The sequence below is a fragment of the Ignavibacteria bacterium genome, from assembly GCA_015709655.1.
GTDB lineage: Bacteria > Bacteroidota > Ignavibacteria > Kapaibacteriales > Kapaibacteriaceae > OLB6.
In genome coordinates this window covers 1044216-1068998 of record CP054181.1, presented here as the reverse complement: position 1 = coordinate 1068998, position 24783 = coordinate 1044216, and the positions used below count along the sequence as shown (strand labels likewise).

The 24783-nt window shown below is 50.9% G+C and carries 18 protein-coding genes and 1 tRNA gene; 4 read left to right on the top strand and 15 right to left on the bottom strand.

The features are described 5' to 3' along the window. Positions 1-113: 113 nt before the first annotated feature. From HRU79_04385 to HRU79_04370, 4 genes are all read right to left on the bottom strand, one after another. Positions 114-1034 carry a restriction endonuclease gene (locus HRU79_04385; protein QOJ25926.1) on the bottom strand — a complete coding sequence of 307 codons (921 nt, stop codon included), beginning with the start codon at positions 1032-1034 and terminating at the stop codon, positions 114-116. Between the two features lie 706 nt (positions 1035-1740). Further along, positions 1741-1814 (bottom strand) — tRNA-Arg (locus HRU79_04380). 71 nt (positions 1815-1885) lie between these two features. Next, positions 1886-3013 (bottom strand): hypothetical protein, encoded by a 1128-nt coding sequence (locus tag HRU79_04375; GenBank protein ID QOJ25925.1) that lies wholly within the window; start codon positions 3011-3013, stop codon positions 1886-1888. A gap of 28 nt (positions 3014-3041) precedes the next feature. Continuing rightward, positions 3042-3971, bottom strand: coding sequence for a zinc-binding dehydrogenase (locus HRU79_04370; GenBank protein ID QOJ25924.1), 930 nt, complete (start codon positions 3969-3971; stop codon positions 3042-3044). A 184-nt stretch (positions 3972-4155) separates the two neighbouring features. On the opposite strand from HRU79_04370, the gene HRU79_04365 reads away from it, so the two are divergent. After that, positions 4156-5865, top strand: a complete 1710-nt coding sequence (locus tag HRU79_04365; protein ID QOJ25923.1) for a UvrB/UvrC motif-containing protein — start codon at positions 4156-4158, stop codon at positions 5863-5865. Positions 5866-5878: 13 nt separating this feature from the next. Here HRU79_04365 and HRU79_04360 read toward each other — a convergent pair whose 3' ends face one another. Further along, positions 5879-7033: a M23 family metallopeptidase gene (locus tag HRU79_04360; protein QOJ25922.1), complete on the bottom strand. Its 1155-nt coding sequence runs from the start codon at positions 7031-7033 to the stop codon at positions 5879-5881. Between the two features lie 2 nt (positions 7034-7035). After that, the gene (locus HRU79_04355) at positions 7036-8091 is read right to left on the bottom strand and encodes a PD40 domain-containing protein (GenBank protein ID QOJ25921.1); all 1056 of its coding nucleotides are present in this window, start codon (positions 8089-8091) and stop codon (positions 7036-7038) included. A gap of 142 nt (positions 8092-8233) precedes the next feature. Between HRU79_04355 and HRU79_04350 the strand changes: the two genes are divergently transcribed. Continuing rightward, on the top strand, positions 8234-9865 hold the full coding sequence (locus HRU79_04350) for an NAD-dependent malic enzyme (protein ID QOJ25920.1): 1632 nt from the start codon (positions 8234-8236) through the stop codon (positions 9863-9865). Positions 9866-9934: 69 nt separating this feature from the next. Here the strand turns inward: HRU79_04350 and HRU79_04345 are convergent, their stop codons facing one another. The 4 genes from HRU79_04345 to HRU79_04330 all read right to left on the bottom strand — a co-directional run bounded on the left by HRU79_04345 (position 9935) and on the right by HRU79_04330 (position 19075). After that, positions 9935-12343, bottom strand: coding sequence for a hypothetical protein (locus HRU79_04345; protein ID QOJ25919.1), 2409 nt, complete (start codon positions 12341-12343; stop codon positions 9935-9937). Between the two features lie 141 nt (positions 12344-12484). Continuing rightward, positions 12485-16852 (bottom strand): DUF11 domain-containing protein, encoded by a 4368-nt coding sequence (locus HRU79_04340; protein ID QOJ25918.1) that lies wholly within the window; start codon positions 16850-16852, stop codon positions 12485-12487. Between the two features lie 189 nt (positions 16853-17041). Then, a complete protein-coding gene (locus HRU79_04335; GenBank protein QOJ25917.1) occupies positions 17042-17818 on the bottom strand; it encodes an AMP nucleosidase in 777 nt (258 codons plus the stop codon). Further along, positions 17819-19075, bottom strand: coding sequence for an alkaline phosphatase family protein (locus HRU79_04330; protein ID QOJ25916.1), 1257 nt, complete (start codon positions 19073-19075; stop codon positions 17819-17821). A 146-nt stretch (positions 19076-19221) separates the two neighbouring features. Between HRU79_04330 and HRU79_04325 the strand changes: the two genes are divergently transcribed. Next, positions 19222-20370 carry a hypothetical protein gene (locus HRU79_04325; protein ID QOJ25915.1) on the top strand — a complete coding sequence of 383 codons (1149 nt, stop codon included), beginning with the start codon at positions 19222-19224 and terminating at the stop codon, positions 20368-20370. Here HRU79_04325 and HRU79_04320 read toward each other — a convergent pair. Together HRU79_04320 and HRU79_04315 are read right to left on the bottom strand one after the other, a co-directional pair. After that, the gene (locus HRU79_04320; GenBank protein ID QOJ25914.1) at positions 20304-20618 is read right to left on the bottom strand and encodes a hypothetical protein; all 315 of its coding nucleotides are present in this window, start codon (positions 20616-20618) and stop codon (positions 20304-20306) included. The genes HRU79_04325 and HRU79_04320 overlap by 67 nt on opposite strands. Positions 20619-20625: 7 nt before the next feature. Beyond that, positions 20626-21267, bottom strand: coding sequence for a CoA pyrophosphatase (locus HRU79_04315; GenBank protein ID QOJ25913.1), 642 nt, complete (start codon positions 21265-21267; stop codon positions 20626-20628). Between the two features lie 42 nt (positions 21268-21309). Between HRU79_04315 and HRU79_04310 the strand changes: the two genes are divergently transcribed. Further along, positions 21310-22791 carry a UDP-N-acetylmuramoyl-L-alanyl-D-glutamate--2,6-diaminopimelate ligase gene (locus HRU79_04310; GenBank protein QOJ25912.1) on the top strand — a complete coding sequence of 494 codons (1482 nt, stop codon included), beginning with the start codon at positions 21310-21312 and terminating at the stop codon, positions 22789-22791. A 106-nt stretch (positions 22792-22897) separates the two neighbouring features. On the opposite strand, the gene rpsU is transcribed toward HRU79_04310, so the two are convergent. Genes rpsU through HRU79_04295 form a run of 3 tightly spaced genes read right to left on the bottom strand, consistent with a single transcriptional unit; the run spans position 22898 to position 24747 of the window. Then, on the bottom strand, positions 22898-23098 hold the full coding sequence (gene rpsU, locus HRU79_04305) for a 30S ribosomal protein S21 (GenBank protein QOJ25911.1): 201 nt from the start codon (positions 23096-23098) through the stop codon (positions 22898-22900). Between the two features lie 43 nt (positions 23099-23141). Continuing rightward, the gene (locus tag HRU79_04300; GenBank protein ID QOJ25910.1) at positions 23142-23606 is read right to left on the bottom strand and encodes a hypothetical protein; all 465 of its coding nucleotides are present in this window, start codon (positions 23604-23606) and stop codon (positions 23142-23144) included. A 55-nt stretch (positions 23607-23661) separates the two neighbouring features. Further along, positions 23662-24747: a bifunctional phosphoglucose/phosphomannose isomerase gene (locus HRU79_04295; GenBank protein ID QOJ25909.1), complete on the bottom strand. Its 1086-nt coding sequence runs from the start codon at positions 24745-24747 to the stop codon at positions 23662-23664. Between the last annotated feature and the right edge of the window lie 36 nt (positions 24748-24783).

Genomic DNA, 24783 nt, shown 5'->3' with positions numbered 1-24783 from the left:
AAATGAATGTCATTGGAGCCCCCTCCCAGAAGGAGCCATCAGCAAACCTTGCAGTTCGACAAAAATCCCTTAGGGCTCTCGTCCTACGGCAGACGGTTTTCTTTGATGTTGGTTTATTCCTCTCCAAAGTAGTCACTATCAATTTTCTTAAGCTCGTAGATTTGGTGGGTTGTACAACCAAGATTATAGTCAATCATTAGCTGAGCTAACTGTTCACCATCGATTAATACTATCTTTGTTTCGTTTCTTGGTGTGTATTCTATTGCCTCTTTTGTAAAATTTGATGTCGTAATAAAAATCCCTTTTTTTGCACCTTGTCCGGCAAGAGCTCCAACAAATTTTTGTAGTTCAGGGCGTCCGACAACATTACCAGGTTTCCAGCGTTTGGCTTGAATGTAAATAATGTCAAGTCCAAGTTTGTCTTCCTTGATTGTTCCGTCAATACCTTCATCTCCACTTTTCCCCATTGCTTTCCCAGCATCTTTAATTGAACCTCCGTAACCCATTTTTACTAAAAGTTCAACTACGAGTCTTTCAAAAAACGCGGGCGAGAGGTCAATAACCCTATTTAATAATTCAGAAGCTAATAATTTTCTAATTTTCTGAAATGCTTTGTCTAAATTCTCTTCAGGTGTTTGCTCGTTAGTTTCAATAATTACCGCATCGTCTTCATCTGTTTCAATGTTGTTTCTTGAAGCATTTTGAAACTCCAAAAACGAAGGGAACTGTCGCAAATATTTGGCATCAATTCGGTCAGGATTTTCTGCTAATACTTGTCTTCCTGTTTCAGTAATTGTAATTACGGCTCTTTTGGGATTGTCAAGCAGTCCAGCCTTTTTTAAATATGTTTTTGCCCACCCAACTCTGTTGTCAAAGATGGCTTGGCTCCCACTTGCCAGAAGCTCTTTTCTTTCTTCGTCTGTCACATCAAACTCAACTGCTAATCTTTCAATTAAATCTCGGAACTTATGTTCTTGTCCGTCCGAAACCAGTCTTAGTAAAGGAAGCATTAAAGTTCGGTAATCTGGTATCATATTTTTTGTCTGTCAGTATCACTTTCTGTTTAGTTACGGGTTTCAATAAGCTGCCGCACAACAACAGCTTTGCGGCATTGCTTCGCAACGGTCACAAAGCCGCCTGCCGTAATGAAATCCGGGTTGGCCTGCAGGCACCAGAAAGCCTTGTGTCTGCGGTGCAAAATTACATACCGGTCAAGGCTGTGTTATGCGGTGGCAACTGAACCGGGGATTGTGCGCATGCTGATGATTGTGTTCAGCCTTCGTCTGACCACCTAAATCCGAGGTACTCGACGGCTGATGCCATTGGTGATCTCGCGGCTGGAGTCGGTGAAGCAGGCGAGCCGAAGCTACGAATATCTGAGTGTTTTCACTGAGAGTATGCAGGAGATCAGTTGGATACTTTGAGTAAGCAGAGGGAAATACAAAAAGTTATATTCGCAACGTGTATGGAGGCAACGGGTTAGCCCGTACGTGACCTTCCGTGCAGCATGCCGCGGAGCGATACACTTTGTAAACATCCAGGGTACACCATCCTGGCGGCCACACCCACGACTGATGAGATCATGCGGCATCAAATCTATCTTGCAACGGAGGACTATCGTTACCTCACTGCCTAACCGAAGAATACAACTTCCTGATGATTTTCGTTGATCATCGAACAGTGACCTATTGGTGTGTAGGGTGCAAACCTCTACACACCGTTATTCTTCACAAAAACCAGTAGTCCCGAGCAGATTCGAACTGCTGACTTCCAGCTTCGGAGGCTGGCGTTCTATCCAGCTGAACTACGGGACCAGAATTTCAAAGATACGGTAGTTGATGCTTTTGATTGATTCGGTTGGGGGGTAACACCTGCATATCGGGGGTTACTCGCGGTGCAGCCGCGCAAGGTACAGCCCGTCGGTACCGTGATGGTACGGGTCGTACTGCTGTTGGTACTCCAGGGTATAGTTGGGGTTCTCACCTAAAAACCGATCAACGACGTGCTCGTTTTCTTCAGGGAGGATGCTGCAGGTGGCGTACACAACGGTACCGCCTAACCGAGCTTCGGCTGCGTACTGTGTGAGCAACTGCAACTGCTTGCGTGCGTATTTCCGGGTCTGCTCAGGTGTTAGCCGCCACTTTACCATGGGGTTACGTCGGGCTGTTCCTAAGCCTGAACAGGGTGCGTCAATCAGAACGACGTCGAAGGGGGCTTTGGCAGGCGTGTCAATTCTGCCTCGCGAGGGCGCGATCTGCTCGGTGGTGATGATGGTGATTCCTGCACGCCGGGCTCGTATGGGTATTTCCTTTAAACGCTGCCATTCGATATCGCGCGAAACGATAGCCCCCTGATTGTTCATGATGTCGGCAAGGTGCAGGCTTTTCCCACCGGCACCTGCACAGGCGTCCAATACACGCATGCCGGGACTGATGCCAGCCGCAAGGCTGATGCACTGACTTCCTTCATCCTGAATTTCGATAAATCCGTTTAGATATAGCGGGTGCTGCAAAAGGTTGATACGCTGGCTGATGATAATAGCGGCAGGTGCGTGTAGCCCCGCCTGCACCTCGATGCCTTCATTGATAAACTCTTTGAGTACTGCCTCGCGTGTTGTACGCCTGAGGTTAGCGCGGATACCGACGGGGGCAGGCTGCATCATTGCCCGCCAGACACCCGCTGCGTCGGGCCATCGTTGCAGTGTTGACTGCAGCAGCCATGGCTGGGTACAGATCTGCAGTTCATCGGGCTGACGGCGCACCCAGTCAGAGTCGGAGTCTAACTGGTGTACTGCAGTGGCAATGTCAGTGCCGTGCTCGGCTGCATACGCCTCGGCGAGCAATAAAATGCGTAGTGCACGGAATGTTGTGGAGGTGATAAACCTGCGATCGGCAGCTCCAATGTACTTCCGACTGCGCAGGTACTCCCTGGCAATGGCATCGGCAGGTTGCGGACTTTTCCGAATGACCCGGATAAGTTCGGTGCAGTGACCAAGAAGTGACTGAAGCTGCACAGTTTACCACATGGTTAGGTTGAGATCGTTACGGTCGGATGACAATCTTGCCAAACTGGTCGGCATTCTGCATCCGTGTAAAAGCGTCGGCAAAGTTGTCGAGAGAATACACTGAGTCCACGATTGGACGGATCTGGTGACGGGTAATGAACTCCACCATTGATGAGAAGTTCCGCGGTGTACCCATTGTTGTGCCGAGCAGGTTAATCTGCTTCCAGAAAATTCTATGCAAGTTTATGTTCGGTGCAGCGCCTACCGTAGCCCCATATACCACAATACGTCCGCCGGGTACCACCAGATCCAGATAATCATTAAGTGTACTACCTCCGATGCCGTCCACGATAAGGTCGATGCTTGACTTGTCGCGCTTCAGGTCAACAGGATCAGCTCCGTATTCAGCAGCGCGTTTGAGTTTGGCTTCTGACCGACTGCTGACAAGGATTCGCGCACCAGCGGCTGCGGCAAACACCAGCGCATGAGTGGCAACACCACCACCGATGCCGGTAATCAGTACGGTTTGTCCCTGCTGTAGATCGCCGCGCACAAAGAGTGCCCGGTAAGCAGTAACACCGCTGATTGAATAGCACGATGCTTCTTCGTCGCTTAAATGTTCAGGGACTGGATACAGGTTTTCAGTGGGAACACAAACTTCTTCTGCCATACCACCCTGTGTGGGCATACCCAGAATCTGGTAGTCCCGTCCCTGCGCCCGCGGATCTGGTCCCCAGTGTAACGAGGGATCTACCATCACCCGCTCACCGTCATCGGTAATGCCGCACACATCGCTTCCCAGCACGGCGGGATACGTGATTTTGGCGTACTGCCCCATCTTAATAAACAGGTCGCGGTGGTTGAGTCCGCAGCCCAGTACCTTCAGGCGGGTTGCACCACCATCACAAACGGGTGACGGAATATCTTCAATTGTAAATGAGTCTTCGCGAAGTACTGCGGCGCGCATACTTTTTACCAATGGTTAATACAGACCAATCAGTGACAAAGTTAGTCAGAAGTGGGTGAAAGGGGCTTGGGTTTCGAATTAACCCTGCGCAGCATGTGGGTCGGGCCGGCTGCAGAGTTTACAGAATCGGTGTTCTTCGTGTTCCTGTTCGTGGTGACGTAGTAAACAAGTAAGTTTGAATTCGATGTCCGAACTCGAGTTACCCCTGGATGAAGTCCGCTTTGTGGTTGTTGATGTAGAGTCAACAGGTGGCATGAGCGGCGAACACCGGCTGACGGAGGTTGCAATGGTGGTTGTAACCGGCGGACGCTGCACAGCCTCGTTCTCGTCACTGGTAAATCCACACCAGGTTCTGTCACCATTTATCGAAAAGCTCACCGGCATTACAACACAGATGGTTGCTGATGCACCGGAGGAGTACGAAGCACTACCTGCGCTCGAAGATGAACTGTGGAATCCGTCGGCTGTGTTTGTTGCCCACAACGTTGAGTTTGACTGGGGGCTGATCAGGAAAAGTTTTGCACGAAACAGTATGCATCTGCCCGATGTACAGCGGTTGTGTACGTGTAAACTATCACGCAGACTGAACGGGACCCAGGGACGCCACAACCTGGATGCGGTTACAGCACGGTATTCTGTAACAATTAAAAACAGACACAGGGCGCTGGGTGATGCAATGGCAACGGCTCAGGTTCTTCTTGCTATGATCAGGCAGGCCCGCGAAGAACATGGCGCACAAACACTGGCAGACCTCCTCTCGTTGCAGTACGCTCAGCGGGTACCCGGTAAAACAGCATCCTTAACGAAACTTAAGCTTCATGAATATCTGGTTAACCTGCCGGACGAACCTGGTGTGTATCGCTTTTTCAGTAAACGGAATCGATTGCTATATGTAGGAAAGGCTAAAAGTTTACAAAAGCGTGTGGCAACCTACTTTTACAATACTCCGTTGCACGGACACAGCGTGAGTAAGATGATACGGTACATTCATCATCTTACGTGGACCGAGACCGGGTCGGAGCTGGGTGCACTGTTGCTTGAAAACCGAGAGATTAAGGAGCTGCGTCCTGCATACAACGTTGCAGGACGTGACTATGCGGCACCGTACTTTATCGCTATCAGCAACGAGGACTTCCCGCGCATTGATATTGCATCTGCAATTGACGGAGCAGGATGCGAATACTATGGTCCGTTTAAGAGCAGACTCGTGGCAGACCGTATTCTGAACGTACTCAAGCGCATGTACCGGCTGCGAAGCTGTGATGGCCCGCTTGTACCTAATGCCGACTTCCGACCCTGCTTCGATTATCACATCGGCCGTTGTCCGGCACCCTGCGCAGAGCTGGAGTCCCGCAGCTCGTATATGGAAAGGGTAGAAGCTGCACGGCTGAGTATATGTGCGGGCAGATCGGGGCTGCTCGAGGTACTGCACGAGAAGATGTACGCTGCATCGCACGACCTTGATTTTGAAACGGCCGCATTTTATCGTGACAGTATTCAGGAGCTTGAAAAACTGAACGTCGGTGACGATGGCAAGCCACGGAGTGTAAATGCTCTGGATAGTGTTGTCGTGGTTGCACGAGGTCCGGCTGACCCGCTGATGGAGGTGTTTGCTCTGTATGGTGGACGCCTGCGCTTGCAGGAGGTTGTACCCGTTCACGGTCCGCATGATACGTTACACGCCCACCTTCGGTCCATTTACATGCAGTCCCGGCCGGATGATGCCTTTACTCTTGCGGAGTTGGATGAACTAAAGATTATCACGGGGTGGATGTATCGCAAACGGTCCAACAGTGTACGCTTTACCTACAATCCTGAAAAACCATCCGAGCTGAGTGAGCAGATCCGCACGCTGAGTGCCCTGCTGCAAATGCAGTCCAATGGCGCTGCATGATTATTCCTGCAGCCTAACGATTCCTGCCGTCGGCAGCCGATACTCCTACAACAACCCCGTTCCGAATGATGATGAGGGACGACTGTGGCCGATGCGCATGATTCCGCAAGCGGATCACATAGGTGCCGTCGGGTAGGCTCCCGATGTCACTTCCTGCATACCTGCCATCGGCAAAATACACATCAGCATCATCGGACATACTATGTGGTTTGTGGTTGCCCTTCTCGTCTGAAACCGAAACGATGGCAGGGAGTTCGAATGTATCGCGGACAACCTCGATACCGTTCAGCGAAACCACCACCGTCCACTGGCCGGGCTGCATGGTTGCCCGTGTGTAGTCAATATACGACCACCAGTAGTACAGGTTTGTTGTCAGTTCCGATGGTATGGTATAGTCAAACCACACGGTTTTGAGCGGAGAATACCACGTAATTGTAAACTCGTCACCTTCTTTAATACCGGTATGAACAGACCATGCCGTAATTGTCCTGGCTGTTGTATCAACAACACGTGTGTTGGGCGGACGTTCCACCAGCGTGTCAAGAACAGGAGGCCAGGTTGTGATACCATGATCAAGTACAGAATGATTAACCGACGCATCGGGCTGCTGCTGCCAAAGCGAAACATCATCACCGCACGGTCCGGTAAACGGATCCATTCGGCGCCACACTTCAAAGTGCAGGTGAGGAAGATTACTGTTGCCGCTGCTTCCAACCAGTGCAATCGGCTGGTTACGTTGTACGTATTCACCGGCCGACACCAATGAGCTATTGGCACGGATATGGGCATAGTAGGTCACAAAACCGTCGGCATGCCGTATAGCGATATAGTTGCCAAAGCCCCGTTCCTTGACACTTACTTTATTGCGGTCGTACAGACTGTCAACAGAGAATATCACCTTCCCATCGGCTGCAGCAACTACAACCACTCCGCTGTCCATGGCGTGGAACGACGGAATAACGAGGTCGGTACCGTCGTGTCCGTCATAGGTATGCACATCGCAGTTAAAGCTGTGGAACTTCCCCTTGGTTGTGTCATGGTCAACATGGTTAACAAAAACAAAATCCTTACCCGGCACTCCCCGGAGTGGTATGCTAAAACGAACATCGAGCGACCAGCAGTGCATGCTAAGCATGATACCTGAGGCAGCCAAAACGAAGAATTTCATCACTAATCAGTCCAGTCAGCAATAAAGACATTTGTATCGCGGGTTCCCTTGTTATTCCGATTGCTCGAAAACACAATCTTCTTACCATCGGCAGAAAACATTGCAAACGCATTAAAGATGCTCTCGCTTGTAATTTGTTCAAGCCCGGTCCCATCCGTATTAATCGTGTATAGCTGAAAATCGTACCCCCGCTGTGAGTGATGGTTGGAACTGAAGATGATTTTCTTTCCGTTGGGATGCATATATGGAGCCCAGTTTGCTTTCCCCAGGTTGGTAATCTGTTTCATGTTCGAGCCATCCAGATTACACGTGAAGATTTCCATTTCAGTGGGAGCAACCAGACCCTGCTTGAGCAGCTCGCGATACTCTTGCAGCGCGCTGTCGGTTTTGGGACGTGACGCACGAAACACAAGCCCCTTACTGTCGGGGGTAAAAAACGCTCCGCCATCGTAGCCCGGAGTGTTGGTAACCTGTCGCTGGTTGGATCCGTCGATATCCATCAGCCACAGCTCAAGATCACCCGAGCGATCACTGGTAAATACAATTTTGGTTCCGTCGGGCGAAACCACACCCTCGGCATCGTAGCCGGGACTATTGGTAAGTTTTTTTACAATCTTGCCCTGTAGGTCTGCAACATAAATATCAAAGGTGGAGAAGATCTGCCAAAGGTATTTCCGGTCAGTACGCTCTGGCGGCGGTGGCGGGCACTCCGTACCACCCTCGTGCGTACTTGCATACAGGATATGCTTGTCGTCGGGCATGAAATACGCGCAGGTGGTGCGTCCCAGCCCGGTCGAGATTAGTGGGGGACGGTACGACGGAGCATCTGCTGCTGCGCTGATATCCATTGCAAAGATCTGGTCGCACTGTAAACCCCATGCAGGATTGTTGCTTTGAAATGACAGACGCTTGCCGTCGAAACTGAAGTATGCTTCAGCATTATCGCCGCCAAACGTTAGCTGACGCACATGTGAGAGGCGAGGTTCTTTTGCTTCGGACTGCGAAAACAAATTCGGGATGATCAGAAAGAAGCATGCAAGAATAGCAAGGTATTGCATTGAAGAATTGTGGTTGATGAGTAAGGAAACAATGGCTGGGGAGTAGCTACTAACGGATGCAAGATATAACGTTTGCAGCAATTCGGTGCCCGCAAAACCACACGTGTCGGTTCATGATGAATAAACGTTAATTTTGTCGCTTATGAACAGTAAGCATCCTAGCGGAAAGCGGGGAATGGATTTGTTACGAGATCCCCGTTGGAATAAAGGAACAGCATTCACACGTGAAGAGCGGGTTGCCTACGGGCTGTCGGGGTTGTTACCCGATATTGTTTCAACACCCGAAGGACAGATGCAGCGGATAGAGGCCCACATTGATTCGTTGCCAACAGACTTAGACAGATACGTGTACTTTGTGGATTTACAGGAGCGCAACCTTACAATTTACTACCGAATCCTGATGCACGATCCGGTTAAGTATATGCCGATTATTTACACCCCTACGGTGGGTGAGGCATGCCAGACCTTTGGCCGGATTTATCGCAGACCACAGGGTATGTACATCAGTTTGCGGCATCGTGGAATGATGAAACAGGTTCTTCGCAACTGGCATGAACCAGACGTGCAGTTTATCACCGTCACCGATGGCGAACGAATACTTGGTCTGGGTGATCTGGGAGCCCAGGGTATGGGCATCCCGATTGGTAAACTTGCATTGTACACTGCCGTCGCCGGTGTGCCTCCGCACCTTACTCTTCCAATAGCCCTGGACGTAGGAACAAATAATCAGTCGCTCCTCGAGGATCCGTTCTATATCGGTCTGCCTGAAAAACGGATTACCGGTAAGGAATATGATGAATTTATTGAGGAGTTTGTAGAAGCAGTAGAGGAAGTCTTCCCAGGCTGTACGATTCAGTGGGAGGATTTTGCCAATCAGAATGCGGGCGAAATACTGGAACGGTATCGTAACCGTATTTGCTCCTTTAACGATGACATCCAGGGTACCGCTGCCGTTGGTGTTGCCGGCATCATTGCTGCCATGCGATACAAGGAGCAGCGACTGCAGGATCAAACCTATGTGTTCTTTGGTGCCGGCTCGGCAGGTATTGGTATTGCAGATCTGTTGTGTACGGCAATGCTGCGGGATGGTCTTACAATCGAAGAGGCACGCGAACGCTGCTGGCTTGTAGACAGCAAGGGGCTTGTGACACGCGAGCGTACAGATCTTACGCCGTCAAAACAACGATTTGCCAAGCCGTTTGATGCCTGTGATTCATTGGAAGATGCTGTTAAAAAGGTAAAAGCTACGGTGCTGATCGGAACCAGTACTACACCAGGTAGTTTTACCCGAGGTGTAATAACTGCGATGACAGAGAATACCACCAAGCCGGTAGTTTTTTCGTTCTCCAACCCAACGTCGAAAAGTGAATGCACGGCCGAACAAGCTTACACGTGGACAAATGGTAATGTGATCTTCGCCAGCGGAAGTCCGTTCCCGCCGGTAACGGTGAACGGTAAAACCTATACTCCCGGACAAGGTAATAATGTTTATATCTTCCCTGCAATGGGGCTTGCTGTGATGGCAATCAAGCCAACGCACTTGCCCGACAAGGCGTTCAGCAGGGCAGCACGAACACTGGCCTCGCTGGTAACACCCGACTTATTTGAGCGTGGACTGTTCTATCCGCCACTTTCAGATATCCGCGAAAGTGCCATCGTTGTTGCCACTGCTGTTGCCGAATATTTTTATGAGGCAGGGATCGCTACCGTGCCCAAACCGGACAATCTGGCTGAATACATCAGGCAAATAAGCTGGCATCCCGAATACGAGTAAATGGCAGGTGAACCGGTCCCGATAATGTTGACATGGGTTCCGGGTAACAAGCGTCTGACTTCTCACAGCTTACCGGATACCAATAACAACATCCGTACTGTACACCTGACCGGTAGCCGTTGTGACTACGATGTAGTACCACCCGCTGGTGGTAATCTCTGCCGATACCGTGTTGAATGGCTCAGGTGATTCTGCAGTAACCGTCTGGACGGTCTGACCAACAGTGTTAACCACCCGTACGAAAGAAATAGGTTCTCCTGAGTCAACCGAAATATCAGCAGTACTTCCGCTTACCATTACCCTAAGGGTGTTTGCCGGCCGAGAATTCTCGGTAACGTTGTCAGGGACTGCCGTTCTGAATAACTCTTCAATTTCCTGTGCCGTCAGCGCCCGGTTATAAATCCGTATATCATCAATCATACCGTTTACATATTCCGAGCTTTGGCGTGACCCGATATAGAGAGGCGCTTCTGAGATTCGCATTGTGGCGGTTATGGCAACATTGTTTACCTGTTTACCGTTAACAAACAATTGTGCTTCGGTACCGTTGAACAATGCTGCAGCGTGGTACCAGGTAGCAACGGCAAGCGACGGACCCCACCACTGGAACGGAGCTGACTGACCCGGTACGTACATCATTGCACCGAGTGTGCCGTTCCAGGAATAAACAGCGGGTCCCGGACCCTGGGTATAGTCATGTCCAACAAACTGTTGTACACCATTCAGTGAATTCAGTTTGAACCACCATGAAATGGTAAAGTGATGTAGCGGATAGTCCCAGTCAGGAACCGATAGTGACGTAGCACCCTGGAAGACGCCGGCGGAATTGCCCGTACCATTTCTGTCGGCACCATACGTGATAGCGCCGGTAGCCGGGTAGTTACCGCAGAGTGCCGAGTCTGCCGTTGTCGCATTTAGCGGGTACCAGGCTACCAAGCCTGACGGGTCGTTGACAGTAATTGCAAACGGTGCCTTTGTTGTATCAGCCGTCACAGGGTTACTGGCATCGCATACCAGTAACCGTATTTTCGACGAGCACAATTCGCCGGGCGTTGTCCACTGGTACATCTTTAATGCTGCCGGCACGTTGTCGGCAAGCGTAACCCACGGCGCGCCGGGCCGAATGGAGTACCGAATTGAAACCGTGTTGATATCATTTGTGCACTCCCACGACACCAGGATGGTTTTGTTTACCTCAGCGGCATACGATTCACTGCCACGTGGAGAAAGAAGCCAGATTTTGCTTGCTGAAGGGGGCTCAATACACGGTGCAGCTTCAGCCGTTTCGCGTATGAGGGCCGCCACTCTTGGCAGGAACGTCATACGAACTGAATATCCCAGACCTGCATTGTTATTGGCTCCGCCACAGTAACTCAGGAACGATCCCGGATTTGGGAGTATCTTCTGGTTGGCCGGCAGACAGCCGTCCTGAATCCCGTCGGCTACCACGCACGTGTCAATCGGCGGATTCCAGTAGCAGCTATGGGTATGCGGAGCGTTAAAGTTATGACCAAGTTCATGAGCAATAATGTATGAATCGTAAGCAAAGTTATATGTTGGCAGCAGATTTGTGCCGGTTACCGATGCCACGCTCATACCTGTTCCCTGAGTATTGCACAGAGCGTCGAAGTAACCAAAGCCCCCTCCTCCATACTTTGATGCGGTCAGAGATTGATAAATATCGCGATGAATAGCAGCGTTGTGTTCCTTCCAGTATGGGATTGCGTTGTCGCGCAGAACCGTCCAGTCGCCCTTGGCCTGATACGGGTCAGGTGCATTGGTGGTCCAGATTTTAACATGAACAAGACTGAGGGTGATACGGGTTTCATCCTCGAAGAACGAACTGACTACTGCGTACAGAGCAGCAATGTACTGTGCTGCCGCATCAACTGTACCTCCGGCTGCTTTAAAAAATTCAACGTCGGTCTCAACGGCTAACTCTGCTTCAAGCATTGGCTTTTCCAGCAGGACCTTAGGCGTACGCGTACTGCCCTGGGTACGCGGAAGGTTCTCGTGAATCTCGGATACTGCACATGCCGGTAATGGCATAAAGGCCGGCTGTACCAGCAGATCAGGCTGTTCGGGCGATGCTGTGCCTGCTATCGGCGGGCCGATTACCAGCGACGCACCCTGACCATCTTCGACAAAGGCAAGAATCATTTTTCCCTTGTTAACACTCACCAGGCGGATCGTAGATGATGGCATATCAGCAAAGCTTCCGGTGTACAGATCAACCGTTGGCGCCGGTATCAGGCTGTCACCGTTGGCTGTAGCCACAAGGTATCGCGTGTGAACGTTACGTGCCGAGCTGTGCATGCTAAGTACAGCAGTTCCAACCCGAGTTTCGTTGACCGGGAAATTTGGAATCGAAACCGACTCCGGACTATTCATAACAAAGGATGTTAACTCAAGGGGCTTGGCAATGCCTGAAGGTTGAAGGATAAGAATGCCGCAAAGGAGGATGACAAGGTGATTCATTGCTTGGTCACTGAATATTCGTTACCTGTTAATCATGTAAAGTTAACAACAGACACTGCAGAATGTGGTATTGGGTGATGATCAAAAAAGAAAAGGGCATTCCTTGCGGGAATGCCCTTTGAAGTGAGATGCGTTTGCGTATTAGCGGACGATGACGACCGGCGTTGATACTGCGCCGGTTGGCGTACGCAGTACCAGTGTGTACCGGCCCTGCGGCAGCGTACTGACATCTGCGTAGATACCATTATTTCCTGCTGAGAGTATGCCGTGATGGAGGACGGAGACTATAGTACCCGTCAGGTCAACAATCGAAATCTCACATTCCTGACCTGCAATCGGAGCCAGTGCAGAAATGGTGATTGATGTTCCGGCAGGGTTTGGAGCAACGCCCAGGATACGTACAGCCGACGGATCAGTGCTGCCTGACACCGATGCGATTGGATCCTGCAGCGTAAGCGTACCGCTTGAGAGTACCTGGCCGTAGTTATCATAGGTTACAAAGTCAACCGTTGCAGAGCTGTCTTCTACACCACTAACAGTCAGGTACAGTGGTCTGACGGTACCACCCGGTTCAACACCAGCAATACCCGGTACTGTTGCGCTTGCAACATGCTTATCTGCTTCGGCAGCCAGGAGGGTTATGCGTGCTGTAGAGCCGTCGGTGCCAGACGGACCAACGGCCAGGATACTCAGCGGTGAGGCAACACTGAAGCTGATTTCACGTACATGCTCCTTATACCCATTTGCATTGGTGAAGGTAAGCATGTAGGTCCGAACCTTTTCTGGCGGGCTTGTTACGTCTTCCTCTACCTTGTCGGGAGTTGAATTTGGAACACGGGCAACGTACTCAACAATATCAGAGAACTCCGGCGACTCACCGTCACCGGCAGCATACAAGTACCGCACATTGAGTGTCCATTTCGGAACATTGTTCGGATTATCAAATTTGAGATCAACGCCTGTGGCAGAACCAGCCGGAGCATTCACGCCAATAAAGCCGGTGGTGCCCATGAGCAGACCATCGGTACCGCCGGATGACAAGCCGATAAGCGGAACTGTAGGCGATGAGATTTCAATCCCTGATACCGTGATGGTGTTATTCGAATCCTTGGGATTGATAAACCACAGGGTGCCTTCGGACTGTGAACTCATGACTACCGACGTAAACGCTGCGGTGTCGGCCTGAGTTTGATCGGACTGCTTGGCAATTGTCGGACGGATTGCTGAGATACCTGTCCAGAGTACCGGATCCCATGGCAGGAACCGGTGCCTGCGAACAACCGTGTCGTAAACAATCTTATTACAGGTGACGCATTTGCAGTCTGTAAACGAGTACTGGATTGCGAATACCAGGGTATCCCGACACTTAAAGCTGGCAGGTGGTGCAGGGAAGATCATGTTCAGATTCAGCGTAGCGCCTGTCATGAACGACTCGCACGGCCCGGGGCCCCACTGAGCAGCACGACTAAAGATGCTCAGCATGGTAGGACCGGGTGAGAGCGGATTTGTCAGTGAGGCCGACGTTACATCGCCAAAGCAGCGTTGCCATGCTGAAGCAGTAGTTCCACAGACTGTTCTGCGCTGAACGCCGATGATGGTTGCGCTAAATTTCTGCAGTGGCGCGGGACCAGCCGTGATAAATGCTGACAGTGAAACTGCTCCGGAGGGCGAGTAGGTGAGTCCCTTATGATCAATGCGCCTGATGAACTCTTTGCAGCAGTCCACCGGTGGCTCATCGTCACATGGCGGCACATCTACTTTTACGCTGTCCCTGCAAATCACAACACCATTAGCAACAAGTTGCCACGTAATGGTGACCGGGTTGGTGTACGGCGGAAGGTGGGTGAATGTACTTCCGACTGTAAACGAGCCGGCGGGTATGCTGAATGTAGCAGGCATAAAGGCACCATCGGGCGAACCCAGCATCAGCACAGCGGCGGTAGCAGCATTCCATCCCGACATTGTAAATGAATACTGCTGATTGCCGGCAGCATCTTTGCCGGCACACTTCAATGAAATCTGAATCTTTTCCAGACAGCCTTGCGGATCTGTCTGCTTAACTGATATGCAGGCCAGATTCGATTCAAGTTCACCAACCTTCTGATCAGTAACGATGGAGCTGTTAATCAGGTGGCGAACTGCCCCGTTTGCTGCAAACGTATTGCATGCTTTTTCATCGCTGAGGGCAGATGTAGATACAGTGCCGGTGAATTCAACAGTAGCATTACCGCCAGCCCCTATGGGTGTTGCGCCAAAATAGTAACCAAGGTTACGTGCTCCCGGAGAGAGCGTGGCTCCCCATGTACCGGCAGATCCGCATCCACCGGCAAACATCGGTCCGGGAGCGCCAATTGGCGCAAAATTATCAACCCGGGCCTGCGGCGGCGTTACGGCTGAATTGTTCCATGGTGAGGCGGTGGGAGTGCTTGCAACTGTGGATGCATAGGTTACATCGAACTGACTTCCGCGCGGTGTACATGGTCCCAGGATAAGCTTATCGTTGGTACCATCGTTTCTGGGAAGGAGATCGGCCATGGTAATATGACGCAGACCAACACTGCCCGGTGCAACGGAAAGGCGCAGACGGTACTGTGCAGTGCCTCCGGCAGGGACTGCTGCCGACGATGCATACGAACCACTGCCGGCCTGCTTTACATCCTTCAGCAACGTGTAGCCTGTTGTACCGGTAACGTTAATCAGGTCAACATTCGATGTTGCCGGTGACGCCAGATTACCGCCTGAAACCGTGAACTGATTCGGGATATTCCCCAATGCTGAGGTATCGGTAACCTTAACGTCAAACTCGATAAAGTAATACGGAACAGTTCCGGTACCATACATACCGCAATTGGTGTAAAAGATATTCTGACACGAGGCCGCGATTGACGGGAGTGAGGCACTAACCTGGTTGGTGACCGGGTTGTGGCTGAGAGTAACGCCAGACCAGTTGGATGCCGGCTGACAAGGTGCATTCCATGCACTACCGGTATAGTACGATGGGTTGCCGATATACGAAAGGTTACTGTTTAGATTATCAGTAATTGTGGCTCCAGTGAGTGCAAGCCCGCCTACGTTCTGAATTCGTAATCTGTACCGAAGCGTATCACCCGGTTTATAGGATGTTTTCTTTGAGCAAACTTCCTTCCACAAACAGAGTTTAGGTGCCGTTGCAGAAACCGTAAATGAAACGCATGCCTTCACCGGTGCCATGCCTGGGGAGGATAGCCATGCGCAGTTTGTAATTGTACTTCCAACAACTGCTGTTACCGGTATTGTGAACGATATTTCTACATATCTGCACTGACCGGGTGCGAGAGCTATTGAACTGGTGATGGTGACGATATTGCCGGCAACCGAAGCAGTTTGCCCGGCTGAAGTGGCAGTCACTGTCGGACCACTTAAAGCACCCGGGATGGTATCGGTGATTGTATAGGAATTCATCGTTGTCGTGCCGGTATTGCATACCCAGATCTGATACTTGCCCGGACATCCCGGCTGACCGTTGGTGTACACCCACTTGGAAAGCGTTGCGCTCTGAATTGTTTTGATCTCAACACAGGTTTGCTGACTGGTATCGGCAACAGTACCACATGACTGATTTGGCGATCCAAGGGTTCCGGCAAGAGTAGCAGTGTTCTTGATCTGTGACCCGCTTGGGAAGAGCGAGCGCGGATACAGAACGGTAAACTGGCAGCATGTTGAGTTGTACATCGTGGTTGCCGACATGCTTGCCGGAAGCGTCCACGTAATTGTATTTCCGGTTTGGACTGCACCACAGGTTGATGATTGTAAAACAGCCCCGGTAGGCAACACATCGGTAACAACACCGTTCACAAGGTTTAACTGGCCGGTATTGCCAACATCCTTAATAACGCAGACCTGATAGGTGATGATTGAGTCTGCAGTAGCATACTGACATTGTCCGCCCTGGTATGCAGCACCTAAAACCCACTTGTTGACGTTCCATGGGTTCACAGCCTTGGCTGTTGTACTAACGTACGGGGTACAGAACTCAATAGACTTATTATTCAGGTAACCCATCAAACACACCCTGTTGCGTGCTCCGGTACCGTTACACGTAATACCATTGGGAAACTGCACCGTTATTGTGAAAGAGCCGGAGCATCCCGATGGTACTGAACCCCAGGTTAGAGAGTATGTTCCACCCTGGCTTCCTACTGTTGGTGCGGAGACGACCGGTGTACCGCATGGAGAAGTATATGAGGCACTCAGAAATTCAACACTCGGTGGCAGCATGTCCGAGATAACAACATTACTGGCACCTGCCGGAATCGAGTAGTAAACGGTGTAAGAAAAAGGCTGACCGATATTAATTGATGTATCGGAAACAACCTTCTTCAGAGTGAAGCCGTTTGACTGTGCTTCGGCAACCCATGTTTGACCATTTGCCTGCATGCTTAACAGAAACACAAATGCAGAAAGTAACGGAACAATGGATTGAGTCAGACGAGTAAACGGCAATGAAGTAAGTACTTTAGCTTTCATCATGCCTGCCTCCTAATTGAACAAGAAAAATTTCATACGTCAGTACCCGATTTTTTGTTCCGCATTAGACGGAACAAATTCTCCCCAGAAAATCAGTAAGTAAATACTGTTATAATCTGAGCCGGAAGAGCGAAATTAGGTGGATTTGTCAAAAATCCACTACGCTTTTTTTAAGAAAAAAACAAAATTGTTTCACTCGTATCGAAGGTGTTTTATCTCTTCGCCATGTGTTCCAACATAGGTCATGGCTTCAATGCCAATATCCAGATGCAAGTCTGCCCATTGCCTGGTGACTTCTCTGTCAGATGACTCGGTTTTAATGCCGTCAGGCACCACCGGAACGTCACTGACCAACAGCAGGGCACCACGCGGGATCCCGTTCTTGTGCCCAACAATAAAGATGGTAGCCGTCTCCATATCAATTGCCAGACAGCTCAGCTCCCTGAGTCTGTCGCGGAACTGTGTGTCCCATTCCCATACCCGGCGGTTTGTTGTATATACAACACCTGTTCGGTATTCCTGACCTCGCGCCTGAATTTTGTTGGAGACAAACTTGTGGAGTTTAAACGATGGAAGTGCCGGAACTTCAGGAGGGAAATAGTCGTTGCTTGTACCGTCACCCCGGATTGCAGCTATGGGCAGGATGAAGTGTCCGATTGTCGTACTGGGCTTTAACCCACCACACTTACCAAGAAACAGAACAGCTTTTGGCATTCGGGCAATAAGCAAATCCATGATGAGAGCTGCGTTGGGCGATCCTATGCCGTAGTTGATGATTGTTAAGCCATCAGCATTGGTAGCTGCCTGCATCGGACGGTCAGTGCCGCGAATTGGTACACCAAAACGGTGAGCAAATGCGTTGATATAGGTGTGGAAGTTCGTAAGGAGAACATAGTCGCCAATTTCGCCAATCTCCATTCCGGTGTAGCGTGGAAGCCAGTTGCGGGCTATTTCAAGTTTTGTCTGCATTTAGTGTACTACGTCAGATACGCGATTTGCATTGCCGCTGTTACGCGCGGGTGGTACATTCGTTAGCTTGCATATTATATTGTAAACATCAATAACACTAAGGGACTGAACCCGACCCGGTTTGATTTTGTCACCGGAGGCGACAAAGATGCCGTTCATATCAGATATGCTGTTACTGTATCCATGATTCCCGCCGGTGCTTTTACGAGCAGGACGTTTCCCGACGTCGATGTCGTACCCATACTCCGCCGTTACTATCAGGTCCGGCGTACGACCGGGATATTGGATATGCCAGGCAGTGTCCAAGTCTGATACGGGAGTTGCGGTTGCCCTGTACGTTTGCGAATCTGCATTAATCCCGGCAGCGATGGTGTTCGCTGTAGTACCTGGAAGTCCATACACAAGGATATTGGGGTTGCTGACGATAACACGGACTGTGGGATCAGCCATAAACTGTTCCACTGACAAGTGTTTATCATGTGGTGTAGCTGGGTTGATTTCGGCCATGCCGTGGTCCGACACCAGAACGATAGTACAGTTATTTATAACCCCGCGTGCTTCCAGCCCCTTTACTAATCTGCTGATCAAACTGTTGGCAACGGCAAGCGCAGAGTCTACCTGCGGCGCATTGGGTCCGTAGCGATGCCCCGCGTCATCAAGTAATTCAAAGTAGCTTACAATCAGGTCAGGGGGCTTGGGCATGCTTGCCCAGGTAACGATACTGTCAACCCGGCTGGTATAGTCACGACTATGTTCGTATGTAAACCATTTTGACGGCAGGTGACCGTTGATCGGCGTTGATGAGCCCGGCCAGAAGTACGTAAACGCTGTTTTCCCGGCGCGTTCTACCGTTGTCCAGATTGGTTCGCCACGCCACCAGACAGGTTCTGTACGCGTCATGTTGAAGGTGTCATTTAACACACGATCATAAAAACGGTTGTCAACAATGCCGTGGTCTGACGGATAGAGGCCGGTAGCGATAGACCAGTGGTTTGGAAACGTCTTGGTTGGATTAACCGGAATTAGGGCATCTGCCGTGCAGCCGTGGGCTATCAGCTCCTTAATTGCGCCGTTGGGCAGTCTGCTGATATAGTCATGTCGGAACCCGTCAAACGAGATCAGGATGCAGACGCTGTTGCCGTCAGCCCATGCATTCATGCATAGACCCTGAAGCAACCCAAGCGCCATGATGAACGCTGCACAGTTGCGGGTAGCTGCCCGGCTAAGGAATCCGGTAAAACGTCTTGAACATATCATTAACACTCAGTCCCGATGTAATCTGTTGTAACATACGCAGATCCGTTGGTTTTGCGATAAGCCATCATCTCATCTGAGTAGCAATGGTGTGGTACCAATCATGTGATTTTACCCCGCACACGGCAAATGCTGGTAGTTTTGCAGATATGACGCCGGTTGAACTCATTGCCAGGATCGAGCGCAGGCTGCGTATGCTTGTTGTGCACCTTCCGCCGCCGGTTGCAACGCGGGTATTCTCGGCCGGCCGTGCCTGGTTTATGCAGCAGTTGGTACTGGAGCATCCGGTAGAAGTCACCATTACGCCTGTACCGGTGCGCGCCTGGGGAATTGAGTTCAGGCTGCCACTGTGGAATGCTGCCGGAATGTTCAAGCATGGTCTGGGCTACGATCTGGTTGCAGCACAGGGGGCAGGCGGGTTTGTGGCCGGAACGACAACATTTCTGCCACGCGAGGGAAATACGCTGCGGGGTGTTCGTTGGCCCGCAGTGCCCTACCCGCGGTCATCGGCAGCCTCCAACTGGATGGGGTTGCCCAATCCCGGACATGCTGCGGTAGCAAAAGTTCTTGAAAAGGTGCCGCGTCGCCCGGGGTGTCCGGTAGGTGCCAGCGTGAGTGCCGATCCGGGTATGCCGTGGGATGATGCTGCTGCGGGCCTGATACAGGGCATTGGCATGTATGCTGATGCAGGTGTTGACTATATCGAACTCAACGAGAGTTGTCCGAACGTTGCTGGGCATTCCAGTGCCATTGATGAAGGATTACAGCGGCGCCTAGAGAAAATTGCTACAACTGTACTTGCGCACCGCGACCGACGTCTGCCGGTGGTCGTGAAAATTTCAAATGATGTTGCCATTGATCAGCTACCCGAGCTGCTTCGGATGCTTATTTCTTTGGGGTTCGATGGTATTATTCTGGGCAACACATCAACGCGATACACCGATGCGCGTACAATGCTTCACCACTCAGAACATAAACTATATGATTATTTTGTGAATGAGTATGGTGGCGGACTCAGCGGGAGTGTTGTTGCTGATGCCTCGGCACAGAGGTGCAGAGCGGCGGTACAGCTGATTTCGGAGATTGCACCGAGGCATGAATTTCATGTTGTACGGTGCGGAGGTGTTGTTTCCGCCCGGAATGTAGCCGATCTTATGGCCGATGGTGTTATGCTTCACCAGTGGTACACAGGGTACTTTGAGAGCTTCGCGCAGTTCGGCCACAATCTGTATCAAAGGCTCTCGATGGAGCTGGAGGCTTTACGCAAAGAGTCTAACCGTGCGGCAACCTTATCGTAAAAGGCCCGCATCAGCTTGCCATTGCTGCTCATGGCGCGCAACTCGTTCTGCATTTCATCAGGCGTAAACCCATGTGCAACGGCAATCGAATCAAAAGTCGCCCGCAGCGCCGCTGAGTCTGCAATCTGATATCGGGCAACAACGTAGTCGGAATATGCTGTCACCAGTTTATCGTTGGGAATTTCTGACTGCCCGCACGCGGTAAGGACGCATAGTATCACACCGGCGATACCAAAAAATCGTATCATTGCACCATTAAGTTTGTTTAGTAATGAATTCATTGTTAATGAGGTAGGCAAGCTCGCTCACAATCATTGCCGTGGCTCCCCAGAGCGGAATCCGCGGGTGAACGTTCCACATTGGCCACTGAACCTTTCGGCCGTTCTGGGTGCGCTCAAACCACGAGATATGTGAGGTATCCAGAAAATGCATCAACGGTACCTGGAAAATTTCACCAACTTCATCTGCGCTGGGTACAAAGGTACACGAGCCGTCTAACACGCCCACTATTGGTATGACCGCACTGTTCGACGGTGGAATGTACATCTGGGTTAGCCGGCCCAGTACCGAGAGCTGGGTGCTGCTGACGCCGGTTTCTTCGCACATCTCGCGAATTGCCGCCTGCTCGGGGGTTTCGCCCCACTCCAGGTGTCCGCCCGGGAATGAAATCTGCCCCTTATGGTTGCGCAGAGTTTCTGATCGTACGGTAAACAGTACGTTGGGCAAATCGTCCCGGCCTTGAACAAGCGGCACCAATACAGCGCTGTGGTGTGCCGTGGGTGGCGGTGCTGCAAGCCGCTCCGACACATCGGTGCCGTCCGGCAGCATGATCTTGTATGCCGCAGCACCCGGCAACTCCTTCCCAAGGCGTGCCTGCAAGAATTGTATGAGTTCCATAGTTCGAACTTACAACGCTGGCAACAACTCTATTTTCGCATTATGATGTTACTTGATCGGCTGGACGAGATATTGGGGCAGTGTACGATACGCGGAACGGTGCATACAAGCATCACAGGAGTCACGGACGTGGTTGGCAACGTGATGCCCGGCATGATGTACATTGCCATACACGGTACCAAATTCGACGGGCATTCGTGCATCGCAGAAGCTATTCGCAAAGGTGCGTCAGCTGTGTGCGTGCAGACCGGCAGTAACTATGAGCCGCATAACTACTGGCAGGGGGCTTGGGTAGAAGTACCCGATACCAGGCTCGCGCTTGCTGTGCTTGCAAAGAACGTATCGGCAAGCGTACGGCATGCCGTTGACAGTCTGGTCTGGATTGGCGTAACAGGGACAAACGGGAAAACCACAGTGGCCAATCTGATAGTAACAATGCTTAGAAAGTGTAATATGCGTGCTGCCTGTATTGGCACAATTGGTGTTGACTACGTTGATGCTTCAGGAAAGCCAATGCTACGTCCAACCGGTTACACCACACCCCACGCACCGGTTTTGTATGACCTTGCGGTGGAATTCGTAAAAAACGGTATTACCCATGTTGTGATGGAAGTAAGCTCACATGCACTGCATCAGCACCGGGTGGCGGGTATCAGCTACGCAGTTGCCGTATTTACGAACCTTACGCACGACCATCTGGATTATCACGGAACCATGGAGAACTATGCCATGGCAAAGCAAAAGCTGTTTACCGGCTTGCCCCGGACGTCGTGGGCAGTAATCAGCACGGTGGGGCCGGACCACGAAACCATGGTTCAGCACTGCAGGGCTCACGTTGAATTGGTTCGTATAGGTAATATCCGGGCTGACAGGGGGGGCAGCGCGTTTACGGTGCAGAGCAGGTCGGACCGCTTCTTCTCGACTCATCATTTACATACAACACTCCTGGGTGATTTTAACGCAGTAAATGTAGGCCTTGCCTTCAGAGCTGTTACGCATCTAACCCCTAAAACAGATGTCCTAGAAGAGATTGCTTCAAACCTAAAGCCCCCTCCCGGAAGACTTGAGCAGATACAACTACCTAACGGCTCTGTTGCCGTTGTGGATTATGCGCACACACCCGACGCACTTGAAAAAGCATTGCAGACGCTGCGTCCGCTTACCAACCATCTTGTTGTGGTGTTTGGTTGCGGAGGTAACCGGGATGCCACCAAGCGGGGTCCGATGGGCCGTATTGCAGAGCAGCAGGCAGATGTTGTGATCATCACAAGCGATAATCCGCGCGATGAAGACCCCCTGGCGATTATTGATGACGTGCGGTCCGGAATGGCGTCGGCCAACAAGGCTCACGTTGAGCCTGACCGTGAGCGGGCAATTCGGTATGCGTTACGTATTTCCGGAAGTGAGTCGATAATTCTGATAGCCGGAAAAGGTCACGAAGCGTACCAGGAAGTTGCAGGACTGAAGATGCCATTTTCTGATCGGGATGTTGTACGTAACAGCATAAACCCCGAAACCGTGTAGCAGGAAGCCCAGAAAACACAGAAACCCACTGGCTTTGCAAGCCAATGGGTGTAATTGTCAAGAACCTAAAAAGAACCCGAAAACCGGAGTGAAAAAATCGACTCTGTTAATCTTGTTCTAACTGCACACGATGCTGACGGCGGGCTGCCTTTAAGCGAGCCATTCTGCGTTCAACGCTGGGCTTGGTAAAGAATGCCCGCTTTTTGTATTCACGCAGAACACCCGAACGCTCGTACTTCTTTTTAAAGCGGCGCAGGGCGCGGTCGATATTCTCGTTGCTTTGGATTGTAACTCCGATTACCGGCATAAACTGTTTAAACTGAAATGAAAATGGAAAATTGGAATTGTTATTATTTAAAATTCTCAACCAGCCTGCGTTCCTTGTTCTTTTCGAACTGAACAAGCAGCGAAGCGCGGCCGTTTGACATAATTTCTTTTGACCGTACGATGCCGACATCATCCCATGGTTTGTGGTAGATCACGTCGCCAATCTGATATTCGGCCTTGGGCGAATACTCTTTTGAGTCGGCACGATCCAGCTTAAACGGACCTGATGCTTTTTCGGCTACTTCTTCCTGGGTATCCAGGTTGATCAACTGGCTGTGATGGCTTACGTTGCACCGTGCCCACTGCTTTCTGCCGTTCTCGGTTTCGATTGGTTCACCGATGAGCTCGTGCTTGGTTTCCTTCATCAGGAAGGGCGAATACACGGTAATGTATTTGGCCTTTCTCTTTGATTTCTTTGGTTTTACGTCGATTTCTTCGTCAGCCGGCTCTACAACTTTTGCCTTTGCTGACTTCTTTGCTGCAGCCATAATTTTCCTACAAAGTGATAGGTATGAACTGCAAAGATACGGTAAAAATGGCAAACTACCGAACCTTGGCCAAAGCCCCCTTCAATTTTTGAATAACTGGAACCGGTGTTGGGTCAGTTCCGTTGAGGAGTGCCAGGTGATAGCTGGTCCAGTCGGCAAGGTAGGTTAGCGTAAACATTCGTGACAGAAGAGACTTACCAACGCCCTGAAGTTCGGTAATTCCACCCACCGATGATTTCAGGATATCCCTCATAACATCGAAGCGAGCTTTCACGCGGGTGTGGTCATCCGGATCGCGGAGCAGGACGATCTGGAAGTTCTTCACGAGGTTAGGCGGGAACTGCCAACCGTTGATCTCGTTATGGTTCATTTCGGGCAGCACGTTTCCAAAGGCGGTTTGCTTTGCATTTTCCTGGATTTGTCCGCGCCAGCGCAGGTTAACGGCATCAAGGCGATCATTGGCTGAGTAGAAAACAGGCACACTGTCAACCAGCTTTTTGGCCAGGCTGTAGGCCGGATTTTTGGCATTTTTCGACGCGTATTCGTCACGGAGCGCTTCAAGGTTCCGAACGGTTTCGTTTATCGAGCGGGTAAGGGTGCGCATTGACCGTGACTCGATGGCACCGTACCTGCCCAGGATGGTAAGCAAGGGAAAGAAGCTGTAGGCCAGGGCACATCTGGGCTGGAAACCGGGCGGGATATTGATGACGGGTGTTCCAAACGTTACGGCACGCTGACCAAGGGTTCCGCCCGTTGTGATGCAAACGATACGCATTGTGCGTTTCCTGGCCTGATCGAAAGCGGAGAGCGTTTCCTCGGTTTCACCGGAATACGAACTGCAGATAACATTGGTATCACTGTCAAGCCAGTGTGGTGTTTCGTAACTGCGGTGAACGGAAAAGTCAAGGTGCGTACTTCCATCGGTAGCGGCAAGGTAGCTGCGTAGAAGGTCGCCGCCAATTGCCGATCCGCCAAGACCAAATAGGGCGTAGCGGTTTGATACCGCAGTTTGCCGCCAAATGGGGCCCGATTCACCGATACTGATTGCTTGCCTTATTTGGTCGGGAAAGCCGTACAGCACGTCCGCCATCTTCGAGGAATCAAGGTTTGAGGCTGAGGTTTTAGCCATGTTTTTACTCATATTCGAAATAAACAATTGTGACGAATATAAACTTGT